The following is a 16,954-nucleotide window of genomic DNA, read 5'->3' as shown; positions in this document are numbered from 1 at the left end:
CGGCCTCAGGCGTGGCCTCCTCGTCCAGGCGATGGCCCGAATGCCTGCCCCTAGCAGGCAGATGATCTCCGGATCGGGAGCAGGCATGTCTGTCGACAAAGAGACGCTGCGCCGGAAATACCGGGAAGAGCGCGACAAACGACTCCGCCCCGACGGCAACGACCAGTACCTCCGGCTGACCGGCCGGCTGGCGTCCTACCTCGACGACCCGTACACCCCCAGGACCGAGCGCGAGCCCAGGACCGACCACGTCACCGTCGCGTTCGTCGGCGGCGGCTTCGCCGGCCTGGTCACCGGCGCGCGGCTGAAGGAGGCCGGGGTCGACGACGTGCGCGTCATCGACAAGGGCGGCGACTTCGGCGGCACCTGGTACTGGAACCGCTACCCGGGCGCGCAGTGCGACACCGCGTCGTACGTCTACATGCCGCTGCTCGAAGAGACCGGGCACATGCCGACGGAGAAGTACGCGCACGGCCCCGAGATCCTGGAGCACTGCCGCCGCATCGGCGAGCGGTACGGCCTGTACGACCACGCGCTGTTCCACACCGAGGTCCAGGACCTGCGCTGGGACGAGAGCCGATCCCGCTGGCGCATCCGCACGGACCGGGGCGACGACTTCACCGCCACGTTCGTCGCCCTGGGCATCGGCCCGCTGCACGTGCCGAAGCTGCCCGGCATCCCGGGCATCGAGTCCTTCCGCGGGCACTCCTTCCACACCAGCCGGTGGGACTACGCCTACACCGGCGGCGACCCCTCCGGCGCGCCCCTGGACAGGCTGGCCGGCAAGCGGGTCGCCATCATCGGCACCGGCGCGACGGCCGTACAGGCGGTGCCGCATCTGGCGCGGGCGTGCGCGGAGCTGTACGTCTTCCAGCGCACGCCGTCGTCCGTGGACGTGCGGGACAACCGGCCGACCGACCCGCAGTGGTTCGCGGAGATCGCCCAGCCCGGCTGGCAGCAGCGCTGGCTGACGAACTTCGCCGCCAACCAGAGCGGCGCGATGCCCGACGAGGACCTGGTGATGGACGGCTGGACCGACATCGCCGGCCGGGTCCGCGCGAAGATCCAGGCGCTGCCCCGTGAGGAGCGGAGCCTGGAGCGGATGCTCGCGGCCTTCGAGGACTGCGACTTCGAGAAGATGGCGGAGATCCGCGCCCGGGTCGACGCGGTCGTCTCCGATCCGGAGACCGCCCAGCGGCTCAAGGCGTGGTATCGCCAGCTGTGCAAGCGGCCGTGCTTCCACGACGAGTATCTGCAGGCGTTCAACCTGCCGGGCACGCACCTCGTCGACACCGACGGCAAGGGCGTGCAGCGCCTCACCGAGACCGGGGTGGTCGCCGCCGGCCGGGAGTACGAAGTCGACTGCGTCATCTACGCCTCCGGCTTCGAGGTCGGCACCACCTGGACGCGGCGGGCCGGCTTCGACCTGACCGGGCGCGACGGCGTCAGGCTCTCCGAGCACTGGGCCGAGGGGATGCGCAGCCTGCACGGCATCCACGCCCACGGCTTCCCCAACGCCTTCCTGGTGCAGCAGGCGCAGGGCGCGAACCTCATCTCCAACATCCCGCACAACCTCACGGAGTCGGGCCGGACCATCGCCGCCGTCGTCGAACACGCCCTCGCCCACGGCTACCGCGAGGTCGAGGTCTCCGAGCAGGCCGAGGAGGCGTGGGTCGAGCTGCTCAGGTCGGGGGCGGGCCGCATCCTGGGGTCGCCGGACTGCACTCCCGGCTACTACAACAACGAGGGCCACGCGCCCGGACCGGCGACCCGGCTCCTGGTCGGGCACCCGCACGGCGCGATGGCGTACTTCGCCCACCTCGACCGCTGGCGCGAGTCCGGCACGTTCGAGGGCCTGGAGTTCCGGGCATAGGGCCGACCACCCCCGCGAGAGGTCTCATGGACGAGCGCACCGGCGGCCCGCCGCCCACGCCGAGAGTCGCCCGGCCGGTGATGCACCACCGGTGGTCCGACATCACCTTCCTGCACTGGCGCTATCCGGCCGCGCTCATCCAGTCGATGCTGCCGCCCTCCCTCACGGTGGAGCCCTTCGACGGGACGGCGTGGATCGGGATGACGCCCTTCCTCATGGAGGACGTACGGCCGCCGGGGCTGCCCGCGCTGCCATGGCTGTCCCGCTTCCCCGAGACCAACCTGCGCACCTATGTGCGGGACGCCCGTGGGCGTAGCGGGATCTGGTTCCTGTCGCTGGACGCCGGCCGGCTGCCCGCCGCCCTCGGCGGTCGCGCGAGCTACGGGCTGCCCTACTTCTGGTCGGACATGTCCGTACGGATCACCGGCGCGCTGAAGCAGTACCGGTGCCGCCGGACCTGGCCGGGCCCCAGCGGCGCCCGGTGCGACGTGGACGTGGAGAGGGACCCGGCGTCCTGGGACGGCGACGAGCTCGCGTGGTTCCTGACGGCGAGGTTCAGGCTGTTCACGATGGTGGCGAACCGGCTGGCCTCGGCCCAGATCGAGCATGACCCGTGGCCGTTGCGCCGCGCCGCGCTGATCCGCCTCGACCAGACCCTGCTCCAGGCCGGCGGCCTGCCGGCCCCCGACGGCGATCCCGTCCTGCACGCCTCTCCAGGGGTGCCGGTACGGGTGGGCAGGTGGAGTTGGTGAGCCCGAACACAGAGCCCGAGCACAGAGCCCGGACACAAGAGAGAGCCGGCGGTGATTCGCCGGCCCTCAGTTTCGGATCGTCAACTGCTACCACCACCAGGACGACCTGCGCCAGCCGCCGCCCCAGCCGCCGCCCCAGCCCCAGCGGCCACCACCGCATCCGCACCTACGGCGACGACAGCCACCGCCGTTGAAGGTTTGGTATCCACTGGTCAGCATCTCGTCTCCCCCTTTCGGTACTTCCAAAAGGACACTAGTGCTTTTATCGCTATAAATCACGCCCTGCACCTCGATCAAAAAAGACTTGACCGGCGTCACGCGTACTGAATAGCAAACTTTGGGTTAAGGCAAAAGCCGGGTCATGCGCTATTCGCTTAGGTCAAAGCGGGCGATATCCCCGGACATAATCGACGACGAATTCCTTGGGATAGGGGCGTTCCCCCGCCACAGGCTCTCCCGGAAACTCGTAGATGTTGAGCATGAGCTGCATCGGATAGTCCGGCGCCTGCGGCACGGTCCTGACATGTCGGCCGTCGACGAAGAAGGACACCTGGCCGGGCTGCCACTCGGCCGCGTAGACATGGAAGTCGCGGGCGTCGATGGGCAGCGGCTCCACGGTGAAGTCCTCGGTGATCGCCGGGTCGCCGAAGGGGTGGACGCCCATGCCGACCCGGGTGGCGTCCGGCCCGACGTCACGGCCGAAGATCTCACAGACGCAGATCTCGGCCGAGCGCTCGGGCCGGTCCTCATACCCGATCATCCACAGCGCGACCATGCTGCGCGGGTCGTCGGTCGCCTTGGCGCGCATCTCGACCAGGCCGTAGTGCGGGGTGTAGAGCCGGACGTCCCGCTGGGCCTCACGGACGACCGCGCCGGAATCACGCCCGTGCTGCCCGACCGTACTGCCGACGGGTCCGGCGAAGACGCCGGTCTGCAGGGACGACACCCGCAGCCCGCCTTCCAGTTCCGGGGACCACGGCGGCTGGTCCTCCTCGATCAGCAGGCGCAGCCGCCCGCCGCCGACCCGGTGACGGGCGGCCGAGGCGGCGGAGGTGGTCCACTGCGGCAGGTAGTGGGCGACCCAGCGGGTATCGTCGAGACGCTCGCCTTCGAAGGTGTCCTCGAACTCCAGCTCGTATCCGTCCTTGGTGACGTCCGTCACGAGGCCTTCACCTTCCTCAGCACCCGGCCGGCGCGATCGGCCGCCAGATAGCCGCTACGGCTGTACTCGTCGCTGACGTACACCATCAGCGCCGTCTGCGAGCCGTCGAACGCGAAGCCGGGGTTCACGATGAGATAGCGCGCGGTGGGCTTGGCGACGCCCAGTTCCTTGTTCGCCCTGCGGACCAGGCCGGGCAGGACATTCCAGTTGAACGTGCTGAGGTCCATCACCGACATGTTCGCGTCGATGGTGCCGCCCGGTCCCTGGCGCGAGGCCACGCCCTCCCGGTAGTAGAAGCGGTCGAAGACGCCCTTCTTCCCCTTGACCGGGGCGTCGACGCTGGCGTAGGTCGGGTAGACCACCATCCGGACGACCTTGCTGCCACCTATCACCGGCCTGAGCGTCTTGATCATGGCGCGGACCCCCGTGGGAGTCAGCAGGTTCTCCGGCGCGGCGTCGGCGTTCTCGCTCTCACGGGGGTTCTCGGGGTCGTCGGCGCCCTCGGGGTCGCCGGCCTGCTCGGTCCTCTCGGCGGGGGGCTTCGAGCGGGACTCCCCCGCGTCGGCGGACGACTCCAAGCCGGTCAGCCTGTCCTCGGGATCGATGCCCGCCGGCGGCAGCATCGCCCACACCAGCGCGCCGGCCGTCACGACGGCGGCGACCCCCACGGCCGACACCCCGGCGATCAGTGCGCCCATGCCTCGGCGCGGGCGACGCGAGGGCATGGTCGTCGCGTGCGGGATCGGCTGCTGCTGCAAGCCCCATCCTGGCGGAGGGGGCCCGGGTAACAACGGGCCGCCCGCGGCCGCCGAGGCGAGCATGCGGTCCAGGCTGTCCGGGTCGGGGCGCGCGGGCGGGTGCCGCCTGAGCAGCGCCAGCAGCACGGGGCCCAGGGGTCCGGCTCGCTCGGGCGTCGGCACGTCCTGGTTGAGCACGGCCGCCAGCGTCGCCATCGTGGTGGCCCGGCGCAGCGGGTGGCGGCCCTCCACGGCCACGTACAGGAGCATGCCGAGCGACCAGAGGTCGGAGGCCGGGTCGCCTTCGTAGCCGTTGATCCGCTCGGGCGCCATGTACTCGGGTGAGCCGATGAACGCGCCGGTCGCGGTCAGGCCGGTGAACTCGCGGATGGCGGCGATGCCGAAGTCGGTGAGCACCGACTGGCCGTCCTGGCGGAGCAGGACGTTGGCGGGCTTGACGTCGCGGTGCTGGATGCCGACCGCGTGGGCCGCCCGTAGCGCGGACAGGACCTCGCGGCCGAGGCGAGCCGCCTCCCCCGGCGCCATCGGGCCCCGGGCCAGCCGGTCCTGCAGCGACCCGCCGTTGACGAGTTCCATGACCAGCCACGGGTAGTTGTCCGGGCCCTCGTCGACGATGTGGTGGATGGTCACCACATGCGGATGGTTGAGCCGGGCCAGCGCCCGGGCCTCCCGCAGGACACGCTCGCGCAGCTCGCGCACGGTCGCGGGGTCATGCTCCGCCATCGCGGGGTCCGGGGGGCGGACCTCCATCAGCGCGACTTCCCTGTGCAGTGCCGTGTCCCAGGCCCGCCACACCAGGCCCATTCCCCCACCGCCGAGCCGCTCCACCAGCTCGAATCGGTCATCGATCACCCGTCTGTGCATTCCAGCAAGAGTACGCGTTCGGCGGTGTTCAGGCGGATATCAATGACCACGGGCTGAACACCAGTCCAGAACGGTAAAGAGTGTCTGATCCAACCATTAAGTAGATGATCCACTTCTGCGGGTAATGATCACGCGGATGATCAGTGACCACCCTCAGGGGGACCCATGTACAAGCACGTCATCACCACACTGACCGCGACCGTCACCGGCTTGGCCTTGCTGACCGGCCCCGTCTCCGCCGCCGAGGGCGCCGCCGCCGGCCCGGTCGCCGCCGCCGATGACGCCGCCGCCGCGCTGCCGTGCCCGGACGGCGGCCTCGTCCTTCAGGCGTCGACCGGCTCGGTGCTCGACGTCATCCCCGCCGACGAACTGCTCCAGGGCCTGTTCGGCGGCGTGGACGAGGACGGCGTGGTGGCCGAGGACTGGACCTCGTCCGTGTCGCTGCCCGACGAGGACGACGTCGAGGCGTTCGCCCAGGGACTGCTCGCCGACGTCTACGACGACCCCTTCCTGGCCGCGTACCGGCCCGAGTGGGCGCCGGACAGCGGCCGGATCCCGGCACAGACCCGCGCCGTCGGCGTCGACGACCTGCTCCAGGGCGTGCTCGGCAGGACCACGGCGGTCTGCGTGAGCGACACCGGCGTCGTCTCGGCCGCGCCGTGGGGCGCCACGCTCATCTCGGGGGACGGCATCGCCGTCGTCTCGCGGTACGACCGAGGCGCCGTACCGCCTGCCGACACGACGCCGGCCCGGCCTCAGTCGCTCCTCGACACCCTCGGCGGCGTCAGCAGGATCGTCGAAGGGATCTTCAGCGGCCTCACCTCGTGACGCCGCCGGCGCTTGAGGCGGAGCCGGTCCTGCCGGGCCACCGGCTCCAGTTCGATCACCCGCGCGTCGTGCGGCACCTGGCGCAGGTCGTGGGTGATGAGGATCGTCGTCCGCCCGGCCATCAGCAGGCGCAGCGGCTCCATGATCCGCGTGGCCGTGGCCTGGTCCAGGCCGGTCATCGGCTCGTCGAGAACGAGCACGGGGGCGTCGCGCAGGATCGCCCTGGCGATGGCGACGCGCTGCCGCTGGCCTCCGGACAGGAGCCTGCCGCGCTGCCCCACCCGCGTGTCGTACCCCTGTGGCAGCGTCCTGACGAAGTCGTGCACGCCGGCCAGCTCCGCCGCGCGGATCACCTCGTCGAGCGTGGCGGCCGGGCGGCCATAGGCGAGGTTGTCGCGCACCGACCCGGAGAACAGCAGCGTCTCCTGGTGCAGGACGGTGATGTTCGCGCGCAGCGAGTCGCGGGTCACCTCGCGGATGTCGACCCCGTCCAGCAGGATGCGGCCGCTGCCGGGGTCGTAGAACCTCAGCAGCAGCTTGGCCAGGGTGGACTTGCCGGCCCCGCTCGGCCCGGTGCAGACCAGCAGCTCACCCGGCTCGGCGACGAACGACAGGTTCTGCAGGGCGGGCCTCCTGCGGCTGGGGTAGCGGAAGCCGACGTGCTGGAACTCGACCCGGCCGCGCGGCCTCGTGGCGAAGGGCGTGGCGGTGTCGCCGTCGGTGACGGCCGGCCGGGTGCCGAGGATCTCCATGACGCGGTCGGAGCCCGCCGCCGCCTCCGACACGGTGAGCGCGATCTCCCCCAGGCTCTGCACGGCCGGGTAGAGCATCGCCAGGTAGGCGGCGAAGGCGAGCAGGCCGCCGATGGTGAGCCGGCCGGCGGCTATCTCCCAGGCGCCGAAGCCGAGCACGACGATGAGGCAGCAGGTCTCGAGCACCCGGACGGCTGGACCGTACAGGCCGGAGAGCCACGCCTGGGTGAGGTTGGCGCGCAGCCAGCCCAGCCCCGTGCGGTGCAGGCGCTGCGACTCGCTCTGCTGACGGTTGTACGCCTGCACGAGCGACTGGTTGGCCAGGCCCTCCTCCAGGACGCTGTTCATGTCCCCGTTGCTGCGCCGCTCGCGGGCGGCGGCCGTCCTGAACCTGGACGCGAAGACCTTCGAGACCACCAGGAAGAGGGGCACCAGTGCCATCGTGACCAGCGCGAGGTCCCAGCGGACGTAGAAGGCCGCGCCGGCGAAGAAGATCACGCTGGCGATCGTGGTGAACAGCTTCACCAGGCCGGAGCCCATCAGCTCCTCGATGGCCTCGATGTCGTCGGTGAGCCGGGCCATCAGGTCGCCCAGGCGCCGGTTCTCCGAGAAATCGGGGGACAACCGCTGCACGTGCGAGAACACCCGGTCACGCAGCCGCAGCAGGAAGCGCTCCGCGCCCACGGCCGTGGCGTACGTCCCGGCGAGCGAGGCCAGCCCGGCCACCACCGCCAGCGCCAGCCAGGAGAACGCCGGTCTCCAGAACGCGTCCAAATCCCGGGTGGTGAGCACCTCGTCGGTGATGCGGCCGAACAGCCCGATGGCCGCGACCTCGCAGAGGGCGGCCAGGACCGCGCACAGCACACCCGCCGCGAGCAGCCAGCGCAGGCCCTCGGTGTCGGGCCAGAACTCGCGGAAGGTGCGGCGCAGGGAGACCGCCGGCGCGAGAGCCGGACGGTCTCCCCTGCCTGTACCGGAGAACGAGAGCCGGCGGTGGGGCCGCCGGCTCTCAGGGCGTTCTACCACCACCAGCCGCACCTACGGCGACGCCAGCCGCATCCGCAGCAGCGACGACGACGGCAGCCGCAACAGCCTGACCTGAAACCAGCGGGAATGAGCTTCATGTCTACCCCCTGTGGTTGGAGCGTCGATTAGGACGCTAACCGCTATATACCCATAAACCACACCAAACACGTAAGCCAAAGAAGGCTTGACCTTTATCGCCTGTACCGAAAGGCGTTTCCTGAATTACGGCAAACGGCGGCTAAAAAGCATCGAGTTCCGGCTTGGCGCACGGACCGGCCTGACACGCATACCGTACGGGGGTAGAGTACGAGGATGGTCGGCTACACCGAGAACAAGCAGAACCACCAGCGGCGGCTGCGCCGCATCGAAGGCCAGGTGCGCGGCCTGGAGCGGATGGTGGAGGACGACAAATACTGCATCGACATTCTCACCCAGGTCTCCGCGACCAGCAGCGCCCTGCAGTCCTTCGCGATCTCCCTGCTGGAGGAGCATCTGGCCCACTGCGTGGCCGAGGCCACCCTCAAGGGCGGCCCGGAGGCGGAGGCCAAGGTCAAGGAGGCGTCCGAGGCGATCGCCAGGCTCGTCCGCTCCTGACCTGACGACCACCCCGCGGCCTGACTCAGTGCTTGAAAGCGTCCTTGACGTTCTTCGTGGCGTCCTTCGCCTTCTCGCCGGCCTGCTTGAGCTTGCTCTTGCCCTGGTCGGCGTGGCCCTCAGCCTCAAGGCGCTCGTCGTCGGTCACCCGGCCCACGCCCTCCTTGGCCTTGCCCTTCAGCTCTTCGGCCTTGTTCGAAACCTTGTCGTCGGCGCCCATGTTCCGCCCCTATCGCTGTCTCGGATGAACCCGTCCTCTATCCGAGCCCACCGGCGGAAAACCTCAACGGGCGGCGACGCCGTGGCCCACGGCCTCCCTGAGCTGGTCGCGCAGCCCGGCCAGACGGGAGATCTCGGCGTTGAGCACATCCAACCGGCGCTCGATGATCGCCGACGTCTGCGTGAACGCGCACTCGGGCGCATCGCACGGCGGCAGCGTGTCGCCGTCGAACACGACCACCGGATCCGCCAGGCAGCCGCGCACGTCCTCGACGGTCAGCCCCACCGACAGCAGCCGGCGGATCAGCCGCACCCTGGCCACGTCGCGCGGACCGTAGCGCCGCTGCCCGGTCGCGGTCCGCGAGGCCGGGGGCAGCAGCCCGCGCTGCTCGTAGAACCGCAGCGCCCTGGGCGTCGTGCCCGCCGCAGCCGCCGCGTCACCGATCCGCATCCGCTCTCCCGTTGACGTCCACGACGACGGTCCCCAGATGCCGCCCGTCGATCGTCTCCTGCAACACCCGGGTGGCGTGCTCTATGCCTGCCACCCGGACGTGCGGGAAGGTGATGGCCCCGGAGCGGAGCCAGCCGTCGAAGCGCTCGATCCACTCCGGCAGCGCGTCCGGATGGTCCTGGGCGGTGAAACCGAGCAGCTGGATCCGCCTGAGGATGAGCAGGCTCGCGTCGAACGTGACCGGCGGCGCCGTCGCGCCGGTGCCCTCCGGGGACAGTTGCGCGGCCAGCACTCCCACCAGGACGAGCCTGGCTTCGGGCCGGGCCGCCGCGACCGCCGCCTCCAGCTGGTCGCCGCCGACGGTGTCCAGCAGCACGTCGATACCTTCCGGCGCGGCCTTGGCCAGCTGGTCGGCGATCGGCTCCGCGCCACGCAGCAGCGCCGCGTCGTAGCCGAACTCGGCGACCATCCTGGCCGCCTTCTCCGGTGACCCGGTGGTGCCGATCACCCGCCCCGCGCCCAGCAGGCGGGCGATCTGCCCGGCCAGCACACCGACCGCGGTCGCGCCACCGGTCACGAACACCGTGTCGCCGGGCCGCACCTTGGCGGCCCGGGTGAGCGCGCCGTACGCCGTCCACCCCTGCGACAGGTGGGCGACCGGGTCGGGCAGCGTGTCGTCACCCAGCGGGGTGCAGGCCTCGGTGGGCACGGCCGCGTACTCACGCCAGCCCAGCCAGTGCGAGACCAGCTCACCCGTCCGCAGCGGGCTTGTCCCGGGGGCCGAGACGACCTCCCCGACCGCCGGCCCCAGCAGCGTGTCGCCCGGGAACAGCGCCGGGTGCGCCTCGGTGCCACCGCCGATCATGGTGCGCAGCATGGCGGGGAAGACCTGGAAGTAGTGGTTCCTGACCAGGACCTCGCCGTCCTTCGGCACCGGCAGCGGCGTCTCGGTGACAACGAAATGCGCCGGCCCCGGCAGCCCTGCGGGCTTGCTGACGAGCCGGACTTCACGAGAGGTGCGGGTCATGACGATCCTTCCGAAGGGTCTGTACGGCTCCGCGACGGTAACCCTTGACCCGCACGTCAAAGGCAAATCGCAGCCCCTGGGTAGGAGGTGAGGATGGGACCGATCAGCATCCAGCGCGTGTACGACCACACGACACCGTCAGGCGCGGTTTTCCTCGTGGACCGCATGTGGCCCCGAGGCGTACGCAAGAGTGACCTGCGGCTCGACGGCTGGGCGCGCGACGCCGCCCCTTCGACGGAGCTGCGCCAGTGGTTCGGCCACCGCCCCGAACGCTTCCCCGAGTTCGCCACCCGCTACCGAGCCGAGCTGGCCGAACGCCCCGAGGCGATCGAGCCCCTGCTGGAGGCCGCCGCGAAGGGCCCGGTGACGCTGCTCTACGCCGCCAAGGACACCGAGCACAACCAGGCCGTCGTGCTCCGCGACCACCTCAAGGACCAGCACGGCTGACCGGCTACGCCAGGCGGGCGGGGAAGCCGCCGGTCGCGATGGGGCCCCAGCGCTCGATGTGCAGACGGATCAGGGACTTGTCCTGGCGGCGCATGGCCGCACGGTATTCGTCCCAGTCCGGGTGCTCACCGGAGATGCACCGGAAGTATTCGACGAGCCCGTCCAGGGCCTCCGGCATGTCCAGCACCTCGGCACGGCCGTCCACCTGGACGTACGGGCCGTCCCAGGTGTCGGACAGGACGCAGATCGAGGCCCGCTGGTCGCGGCGGGCGTTGCGGGCCTTGGCCCGGTCGGGATAGGTGGAGACCACGATCCGGCCCTCGGCGTCGACCCCGCAGGTGACCGGCGAGAGCTGGGGCCGGCCGTCGGCGCGAGTGGTCGACAGCAGGCCGTGATGCCTGGGGCGCAGGAAGTCGAGCAGTTCGGGCAGTTCTACGCGATCAGCTTTCGCGATGTTCGGGGCCATCTCACAGGTGCCTTTCCGCTTACGGTGATGAACCCGATCCTTCCACGCGCGCGATCTGTGCGGTGTTGAGCAGATGCGTTGTGCGAGGTGACCTTGATCCGATAGTTCTGGCTATATGGCCAATGCGCGGTACGAAGGATGGTTGCTGGGCGGACGCTATCGATTGCGGGCCAAGCTGGGCTCCGGCGGCATGGGCACCGTCTGGCGCGCCCACGACGAGCTGCTGGACCGCGAGGTGGCGGTCAAGGAGCTGACCGTCTCCGGACCGCAGCACGAGGAGCAGATCGCGCGCACCATGCGGGAGGCGCGCATCGCCGCCCGCCTGACGCATCCGAACATCGCGGCCGTGTACGACGTGGTGCTGGCGGACGAGCGGCCGTGGATCATCATGCAGTACGTCCCGTCCAGCAGCCTCGCCACCGTGATCGCCGGCCGGGGGACGCTGCCGGTCGCCACCGTCACCCGGATCGGGCTGGAGGTGCTGGCCGCGCTGCGCGCCGCGCACGCCGCAGGGGTTCTGCACCGCGACGTGAAGCCGGCCAACATCCTGCTCACCGGCGAGGGGAGCGCGATCCTGACCGATTTCGGGCTCGCCACCACGCTGGACGACGAGCGCCCGCAGGCGAACGTCGTGATGGGCACGGCCGCGTACATCGCCCCTGAGCGTGCTCGTGGCGGGCCCGCCACTGCGCGGTCGGACCTGTGGTCGCTCGGCGCGACGCTGTACGCGGCCGTCGAGGGCCGCACCCCGTTCGCCCAGGGCAGCGAGCAGGCCACCCTGAGCGCGGTGGTGACCTCCTCGCCCGCGCCGTTCGACCAGGCCGGGGAGCTGGCCCCGGTCATCAGCGGTCTGCTGGAGAAGGACCCCGGCGAGCGGACCGGTTCGGCCCGCGTACAGGAGCAGCTTGAGCGCGTCGCGGCGCTGTTCGAGCCGAAGCCGGCCGCCGCCGCGCCGTCCACCGAGACGCGCGCTCCCGCGAGGCCCCTGGGCGTGCGGTGGCGGGCGGTGCGCCGGAAGGTGGCGGTGCACGGGCGGGAGGCCGCGGCCATGGCGGCGCTGATCGTCTGCGTGGTCACCACCTCGGGGCACTCCGAGCCCACGCACCACCCCGCCGCGATCATCCCGCCGTCCGCCATGGAGACCCCCTCGGACGCCGCCCGCGCGGCGAAGAGCGGCATTCTGTACGTCCAGCGCATGTCGCACAAGCGGACCAAGTCCCCGTCGTCCCGGCGTACGCAGGACCGGGACCAGCCGCAGGCCACCGCCACGAAGTCCAGCAGCTCCTGGGTCCCACCCGGCCAGGCGAAGAAGAAGCGGATCCCACCGGGCCAGGCCAAGAAGCAGGTGCCGCCCGGGCAGGCCAAGAAGCAGGGCACGGCCGGTAAGGCCAAGGGGCGGTACAAGGGCTGAGGCCGCATGGCCGGTGCCATACGTAGATTTGCCGATGTGTTTCACGCCCACGTTGCCTACTGTCGGCCGCGATCGAGCGCCGTCAGAGAAGGTAGGTCCATGCGCAGGCTGACCGTGGTGACCGGCTTCCTCTCCACCGTCCTGCTGGCGACAGCGCTCGCCACCCCCGCCGCCGGCCAGGAGAAGGTCGGGACCAAGCCGGCCGACGTCGTCTACCAGCGGGCCGTGTTCGCCGCCGGCGCCGCCGACGGGACGGGCACCGACGACGGCCTGTCCTTCGCCGCCGCCACCGGCACCACCTCCTACACCGACGCGCTCGGCACCAGCACGTGGGAGTACGCCCGCTGGACCGGCCCCGAGCGGGCGCTCGGTTTCCCCGCCACCGAGCTGATCGCCTCCTGGACCGCCGACGTCCCGGCCGGGAGCTGGATGCAGGTCGAGGCGCGCGCCCGCAACGGCTCCGGGCTGACCAAGTGGTACGTGCTGGGCCGCTGGGCCTACGGCGACGGCGACATCCAGCGCACCTCGGTGCGAGGGCAGGGCGACGCCGACGCGAACGTGGCCGTCGACACGCTCGTCGCGGCGAAGGGCCGGCGGATCGACGCCTACCAGCTCCGGGTCACCCTCTACCGGACGCCCGGCTCCACCGTCGCGCCGCGCGTGCGCACCCTCGGCGCGATGGCCTCCCGCGTTCCGCGGCGCGAGAAGGTGCCGGTCAGCCCGGCGGGCGGCGCCTGGGGGACCGAACTGGACGTCCCCCGCCGCTCCCAGCGGGTCCACCAGGGCCACTACCCGGAGTGGAACGGCGGCGGCCAGGCCTGGTGCAGCCCCACCTCGACCACCATGGTGCTCGGCTACTGGGACCGGTGGCCGAGCGCGCAGGACACCTCCTGGGTGAACCCGGCCGACCCCGATCCGGAAGTGGACCACGCCGCCCGCCACACCTACGACCACGCCTACCAGGGCGCCGGCAACTGGCCGTTCAACGTCGCCTACGCCGGCCGCTACGGCGTGGACGGGTTCATCACCCGGCTGCGCACGCTGACCGAGCTGGAGCGCCTGATCGGCGCCGGCATCCCGGTGATCACCTCGCAGTCGTTCAAGAAGGACGAGCTGCCGGGCGCGGGCTACGGCACCGACGGCCACATCATGGTGGTCGTCGGGTTCACCGCGACCGGCGACGTGATCGCCAACGATCCCGCCTCCCCCAGCAACGCCCGCGTGCGGCACGTCTATCCGAGGGCCGCGTTCGAGAACGTCTGGCTGCGCGGCTCCAGCAGCGGCGGCATCGCCTACGTCATCCACCCGCCGGGCCACGCCCTGCCCCCGACCACCCCGGGCCTGCCGGCCAATTGGTGAGGATTTGACCTGGAGCGGGGTCCACGCTTTACGGTGCGGATCACGTACCGAGTCTTAGGAGGGTGGCCATGCGCTACCGCGCTCTTGGCGGCACCGGCATCGAGGTGAGCGTCCACTGCCTGGGGACGATGATGCTGGGCGCCGTGGGGAACCCGGATCACGACGACTGCGTCCGCATCATCCACGCCGCGCTCGACCAGGGGATCAACTTCGTCGACACCGCCGACATGTACTCGGCGGGCGAATCCGAGGAGATCGTCGGCAAGGCGCTGCGGGGGCGCAGGAACGATGTCGTGCTCGCCACGAAGGTGCACTTCCCGATGGGAGAGGGGCCCAATCGGGGCGGCAACTCGCGGCGCTGGATCGTGCAGGAGGTCGAGGAGAGCCTCAAGCGGCTGCGGACCGACTGGATCGACCTCTACCAGGTGCATCGGCCGGACCGCTCGACCGACGTCGAGGAGACGCTGTCGGTGCTGGGCGACCTGGTGCGGCAGGGCAAGATCCGCGCGTTCGGCTGCTCGACCTTCCCGGCCGAGCAGATCGTCGACTCCCACTACGTGGCCGAGCGCCGCGCACTGCCGCGATTCCGTACGGAGCAGCCTCCGTACTCCTTGCTGGCCCGTGGCGTCGAGGCGTCGGTGCTGCCGGTGTGCGAGCGCTGGGGGATGGGCGTGCTGACCTGGGGGCCGCTGGCCTCCGGGTTCCTGTCCGGCCGCTATCGCAAGGGCGTGGACGGCGACCTGTCCCGTGGTCGGGCCCTGCTCAACCCGGCCCGGTTCGACCCCACGATCCCGGAGAACCAGGTCAAGCTGGAGGTGGCGGACCGGCTCGCCGAGCTGGCCGGGCAGCTGGGCCGGACGCTGCCGGAGCTCGCGGTGGCCTTCCCGCTCGCGCATCGTGCGGTCACCTCGGTGATCATCGGGCCGCGGACGATGGAGCAGCTTGACGGGCTGTTGAAGGGCGCTTCCTTGACTCTTGACGACGAGACACTGGACCGGATCGACGAGATCGTCCCGCCGGGGACGAACCTGTACCAGCCGGACGGCGCCTGGCGTCCCCCCGCGCTGGCCGATCCGGCTCTGCGGCGTCGCCCTCTCGCGGACCGGGCCGCGGTCTGACTCCGCGCGCAGCGAGGGCGGTTCGCCCTACCGGGTCGTGACGAGGATTTGACCATTGTGCGCCATGGCTTTCCTGCGGGACGGTGGCCCTTGCCGCGAGCATGACTACGCAACGTAACGACTCGCGGCATCGGGTGACCGGCGCCGCCTCACACGGAGGTAATCATGCTCAAGCGCACCCTTGTCATGCTCGCCACCCCCGGCCTGATCGCCGGTGGTCTCATCTTCTCCGCGGGCACCGCCTCGGCCGCCGCGGCGCCGCCGATCGAGTGCAAGCTGTACTCCATCAACGACACCTCGATCGCCAGCTGCCGTTACTCCCGTGAGTACCAGCACTGGATCCGCTGCGAGAACGACAACACCACCGCGGAACTGGTCGAGAAGTTCAACGGCAAGCGCAACCACCTGTCCTGCCCGGCAGACTACGACCTGGTCGACCACGCGATCGGCGCCGCTATCTGACGCAGGCAGCACCGTCGCCGCCACCTCGATGAGGTGGCGGCGACCGCGTTTTCCGAGCTGGTCAGCGGGTGGGATCGAACTCCCGCAGCGCCGCCGAGAGCTTGCCGGTCGTGATCCGCTCGGCGAGCATGCGGCCGGTGGCCGGGCCGTGGGTGAACCCCCACATGCCATGGCCACCGGCGACGTAGACGCCGGGCACGGCCGTGGCGCCGACCAGCGGCTTGCCGTCGGGGGTGACGGGGCGCGGGCCGACCCAGGTGTCGGTGCGCTCCTCCCAGGAGACGCCGGACAGCAGCGGCCGCGCGGACGAGATGATCGCCTCGACCCGCCGCTGGTAGAGCGGGGCGTCGGCGTCGCGGAACTCCATCGTGCCGGCCACCCGCAGCTTGCCCTGGTACGGCGTGCACGCCACCCGGACGGCCGGCAGGTAGATCGGGCCGGGCACGGGCTCGTCCGTCGGCACGGTGAAGGAGTAACCCCGCCCGGCGCGCACCGGCGTCCGGACGCCCCACTGCTTGCCGAGTTGGTTCAGCCAGGCGCCGGTGGCCAGGACGACGGCGTCGGCTCGGAGCGACTCCCCGGTGTCGGACACGACCGTGTGCCCGCCGGCCTCGGCGCGTACGCCGCTCACCCGGAAACCGGCGCGGATCGTGGCGCCGCGCGCGGTGACGGCACTGGCCAGCGACTCGGTGAACGCGCCGGGGTCGACGTAGCGCTGACCGTCCAGCCGGATGCCCGCCCGCGCCCCGGACGAGAGCTGGGGCGCCTGCTCGCGCAGCGCCTCGCCCTCAAGGGCGGCGTAGCGGATCTCCAGCCCGGAGTCGTTGATCCGCCGCAGCTCGTGCAGGAGCGACACCGCCTGCCGGGCGTTCGCGAACGCCGCCATGATCGGGGCGTCGTGGGTGGGCGCTTCGACGCCGTTGGCGGCGAGCACGTCGAAGGCCTCCAGGGCCTCCTCGTTGAAGGGCATGTTGGCCTGTACGGCGCGGCCCCAGTCCGTCCAGTTGCAGTGCAGCGCGAACCGGGCCAGGAACGACCACAGGCCCACGTCCGGAGTGGCCGGCACGTGCAGCGGGGCGTCCCGGTCGAGCAGCGAGCGCAGGCCGTAGCGCAGGACGCCGGGCTCGTTCAGCGGGATGGCGAGGCCGGGCGAGAGCCAGCCCGCGTTGCCCCAGGACGCGCCGGCGGCCACGCCGTCGCGGTCCACCACGGTCACGTCCACGCCGCGCTCCTGGAGGAACCAGGCGGTGGACAGGCCCACCACACCGGCACCGATCACCACGGCCGTACGCGGTCCACCGTCGATAGCCATCGCCACTTCTCCGCTCTTATGACGCGCGTTTCCCGTAAGGGACTTATCGCCCTTTTCGTCTTCTAGGACGAGC

17 protein-coding genes are annotated in these 16,954 nt (G+C 71.0%); 9 read left to right on the top strand and 8 right to left on the bottom strand.

All coding sequences use genetic code 11. The features are described from left to right. The first annotated feature begins 85 nt into the window (after window positions 1-85). Both IEY87_RS08835 and IEY87_RS08830 read left to right on the top strand, forming a co-directional pair. Window positions 86-1,873, top strand: coding sequence for a flavin-containing monooxygenase (locus IEY87_RS08835; protein WP_225277709.1), 1,788 nt, complete (start codon window positions 86-88; stop codon window positions 1,871-1,873). A gap of 26 nt (window positions 1,874-1,899) precedes the next feature. Further along, entirely contained in the window at window positions 1,900-2,625 is a 726-nt protein-coding gene (locus IEY87_RS08830; RefSeq protein WP_189137978.1) for a YqjF family protein, read from the top strand. Between the two features lie 379 nt (window positions 2,626-3,004). On the opposite strand, the gene IEY87_RS08825 is transcribed toward IEY87_RS08830, so the two are convergent. After that, window positions 3,005-3,787: a glycoside hydrolase family 16 protein gene (locus IEY87_RS08825; protein ID WP_189137977.1), complete on the bottom strand. Its 783-nt coding sequence runs from the start codon at window positions 3,785-3,787 to the stop codon at window positions 3,005-3,007. Beyond that, window positions 3,784-5,409, bottom strand: a complete 1,626-nt coding sequence (locus IEY87_RS08820; RefSeq protein WP_189137976.1) for a serine/threonine-protein kinase — start codon at window positions 5,407-5,409, stop codon at window positions 3,784-3,786. Before IEY87_RS08820 ends, IEY87_RS08825 begins: the two co-directional genes overlap by 4 nt. 165 nt (window positions 5,410-5,574) lie before the next feature. Here IEY87_RS08820 and IEY87_RS08815 point away from each other — a divergent pair, with 165 nt between their 5' ends. After that, the gene (locus IEY87_RS08815) at window positions 5,575-6,237 is read left to right on the top strand and encodes a hypothetical protein (protein ID WP_189137975.1); all 663 of its coding nucleotides are present in this window, start codon (window positions 5,575-5,577) and stop codon (window positions 6,235-6,237) included. On the opposite strand, the gene IEY87_RS08810 is transcribed toward IEY87_RS08815, so the two are convergent. Then, the gene (locus tag IEY87_RS08810) at window positions 6,165-8,018 is read right to left on the bottom strand and encodes an ABC transporter ATP-binding protein (protein ID WP_225277708.1); all 1,854 of its coding nucleotides are present in this window, start codon (window positions 8,016-8,018) and stop codon (window positions 6,165-6,167) included. The genes IEY87_RS08815 and IEY87_RS08810 overlap by 73 nt on opposite strands. 309 nt (window positions 8,019-8,327) lie before the next feature. Here IEY87_RS08810 and IEY87_RS08805 point away from each other — a divergent pair, with 309 nt between their 5' ends. After that, the gene (locus IEY87_RS08805; RefSeq protein ID WP_189137973.1) at window positions 8,328-8,609 is read left to right on the top strand and encodes a metal-sensitive transcriptional regulator; all 282 of its coding nucleotides are present in this window, start codon (window positions 8,328-8,330) and stop codon (window positions 8,607-8,609) included. 25 nt (window positions 8,610-8,634) lie between these two features. On the opposite strand, the gene IEY87_RS08800 is transcribed toward IEY87_RS08805, so the two are convergent. The 3 genes from IEY87_RS08800 to IEY87_RS08790 form a co-directional block, all read right to left on the bottom strand. After that, complete coding sequence (locus IEY87_RS08800; protein WP_189137972.1) at window positions 8,635-8,829, bottom strand: CsbD family protein; 195 nt, start codon at window positions 8,827-8,829, stop codon at window positions 8,635-8,637. A gap of 63 nt (window positions 8,830-8,892) precedes the next feature. Next, on the bottom strand, window positions 8,893-9,279 hold the full coding sequence (locus IEY87_RS08795; RefSeq protein WP_189137971.1) for a MerR family transcriptional regulator: 387 nt from the start codon (window positions 9,277-9,279) through the stop codon (window positions 8,893-8,895). After that, window positions 9,266-10,306 (bottom strand): MDR family NADP-dependent oxidoreductase, encoded by a 1,041-nt coding sequence (locus tag IEY87_RS08790; RefSeq protein ID WP_189137970.1) that lies wholly within the window; start codon window positions 10,304-10,306, stop codon window positions 9,266-9,268. Before IEY87_RS08790 ends, IEY87_RS08795 begins: the two co-directional genes overlap by 14 nt. Window positions 10,307-10,399: 93 nt before the next feature. Here IEY87_RS08790 and IEY87_RS08785 point away from each other — a divergent pair, with 93 nt between their 5' ends. Further along, on the top strand, window positions 10,400-10,753 hold the full coding sequence (locus tag IEY87_RS08785) for a DUF488 domain-containing protein (RefSeq protein WP_189137969.1): 354 nt from the start codon (window positions 10,400-10,402) through the stop codon (window positions 10,751-10,753). 4 nt (window positions 10,754-10,757) lie between these two features. On the opposite strand, the gene IEY87_RS08780 is transcribed toward IEY87_RS08785, so the two are convergent. Beyond that, a complete protein-coding gene (locus IEY87_RS08780) occupies window positions 10,758-11,219 on the bottom strand; it encodes a PPOX class F420-dependent oxidoreductase (RefSeq protein ID WP_189137968.1) in 462 nt (153 codons plus the stop codon). A gap of 115 nt (window positions 11,220-11,334) precedes the next feature. Here IEY87_RS08780 and IEY87_RS08775 point away from each other — a divergent pair, with 115 nt between their 5' ends. From IEY87_RS08775 to IEY87_RS08760, 4 genes are all read left to right on the top strand, one after another. After that, window positions 11,335-12,630 carry a serine/threonine-protein kinase gene (locus IEY87_RS08775; protein ID WP_189137967.1) on the top strand — a complete coding sequence of 432 codons (1,296 nt, stop codon included), beginning with the start codon at window positions 11,335-11,337 and terminating at the stop codon, window positions 12,628-12,630. 99 nt (window positions 12,631-12,729) lie between these two features. Continuing rightward, window positions 12,730-13,989: a C39 family peptidase gene (locus IEY87_RS08770; protein WP_189137966.1), complete on the top strand. Its 1,260-nt coding sequence runs from the start codon at window positions 12,730-12,732 to the stop codon at window positions 13,987-13,989. Window positions 13,990-14,057: 68 nt separating this feature from the next. After that, entirely contained in the window at window positions 14,058-15,107 is a 1,050-nt protein-coding gene (locus IEY87_RS08765; RefSeq protein WP_189137965.1) for an aldo/keto reductase, read from the top strand. A 165-nt stretch (window positions 15,108-15,272) separates the two neighbouring features. Further along, the gene (locus IEY87_RS08760) at window positions 15,273-15,569 is read left to right on the top strand and encodes a hypothetical protein (RefSeq protein WP_189137964.1); all 297 of its coding nucleotides are present in this window, start codon (window positions 15,273-15,275) and stop codon (window positions 15,567-15,569) included. Between the two features lie 61 nt (window positions 15,570-15,630). On the opposite strand, the gene IEY87_RS08755 is transcribed toward IEY87_RS08760, so the two are convergent. After that, window positions 15,631-16,881, bottom strand: a complete 1,251-nt coding sequence (locus IEY87_RS08755; RefSeq protein ID WP_189137963.1) for an NAD(P)/FAD-dependent oxidoreductase — start codon at window positions 16,879-16,881, stop codon at window positions 15,631-15,633. Window positions 16,882-16,954 lie beyond the last annotated feature (73 nt).

Origin of the sequence: Nonomuraea glycinis, assembly GCF_014646515.1 — a bacterium.
GTDB lineage: Bacteria > Actinomycetota > Actinomycetes > Streptosporangiales > Streptosporangiaceae > Nonomuraea > Nonomuraea glycinis.
Note: the sequence above shows the minus strand (reverse complement) of the source record. Positions and strands in the feature narration are given on the sequence as shown.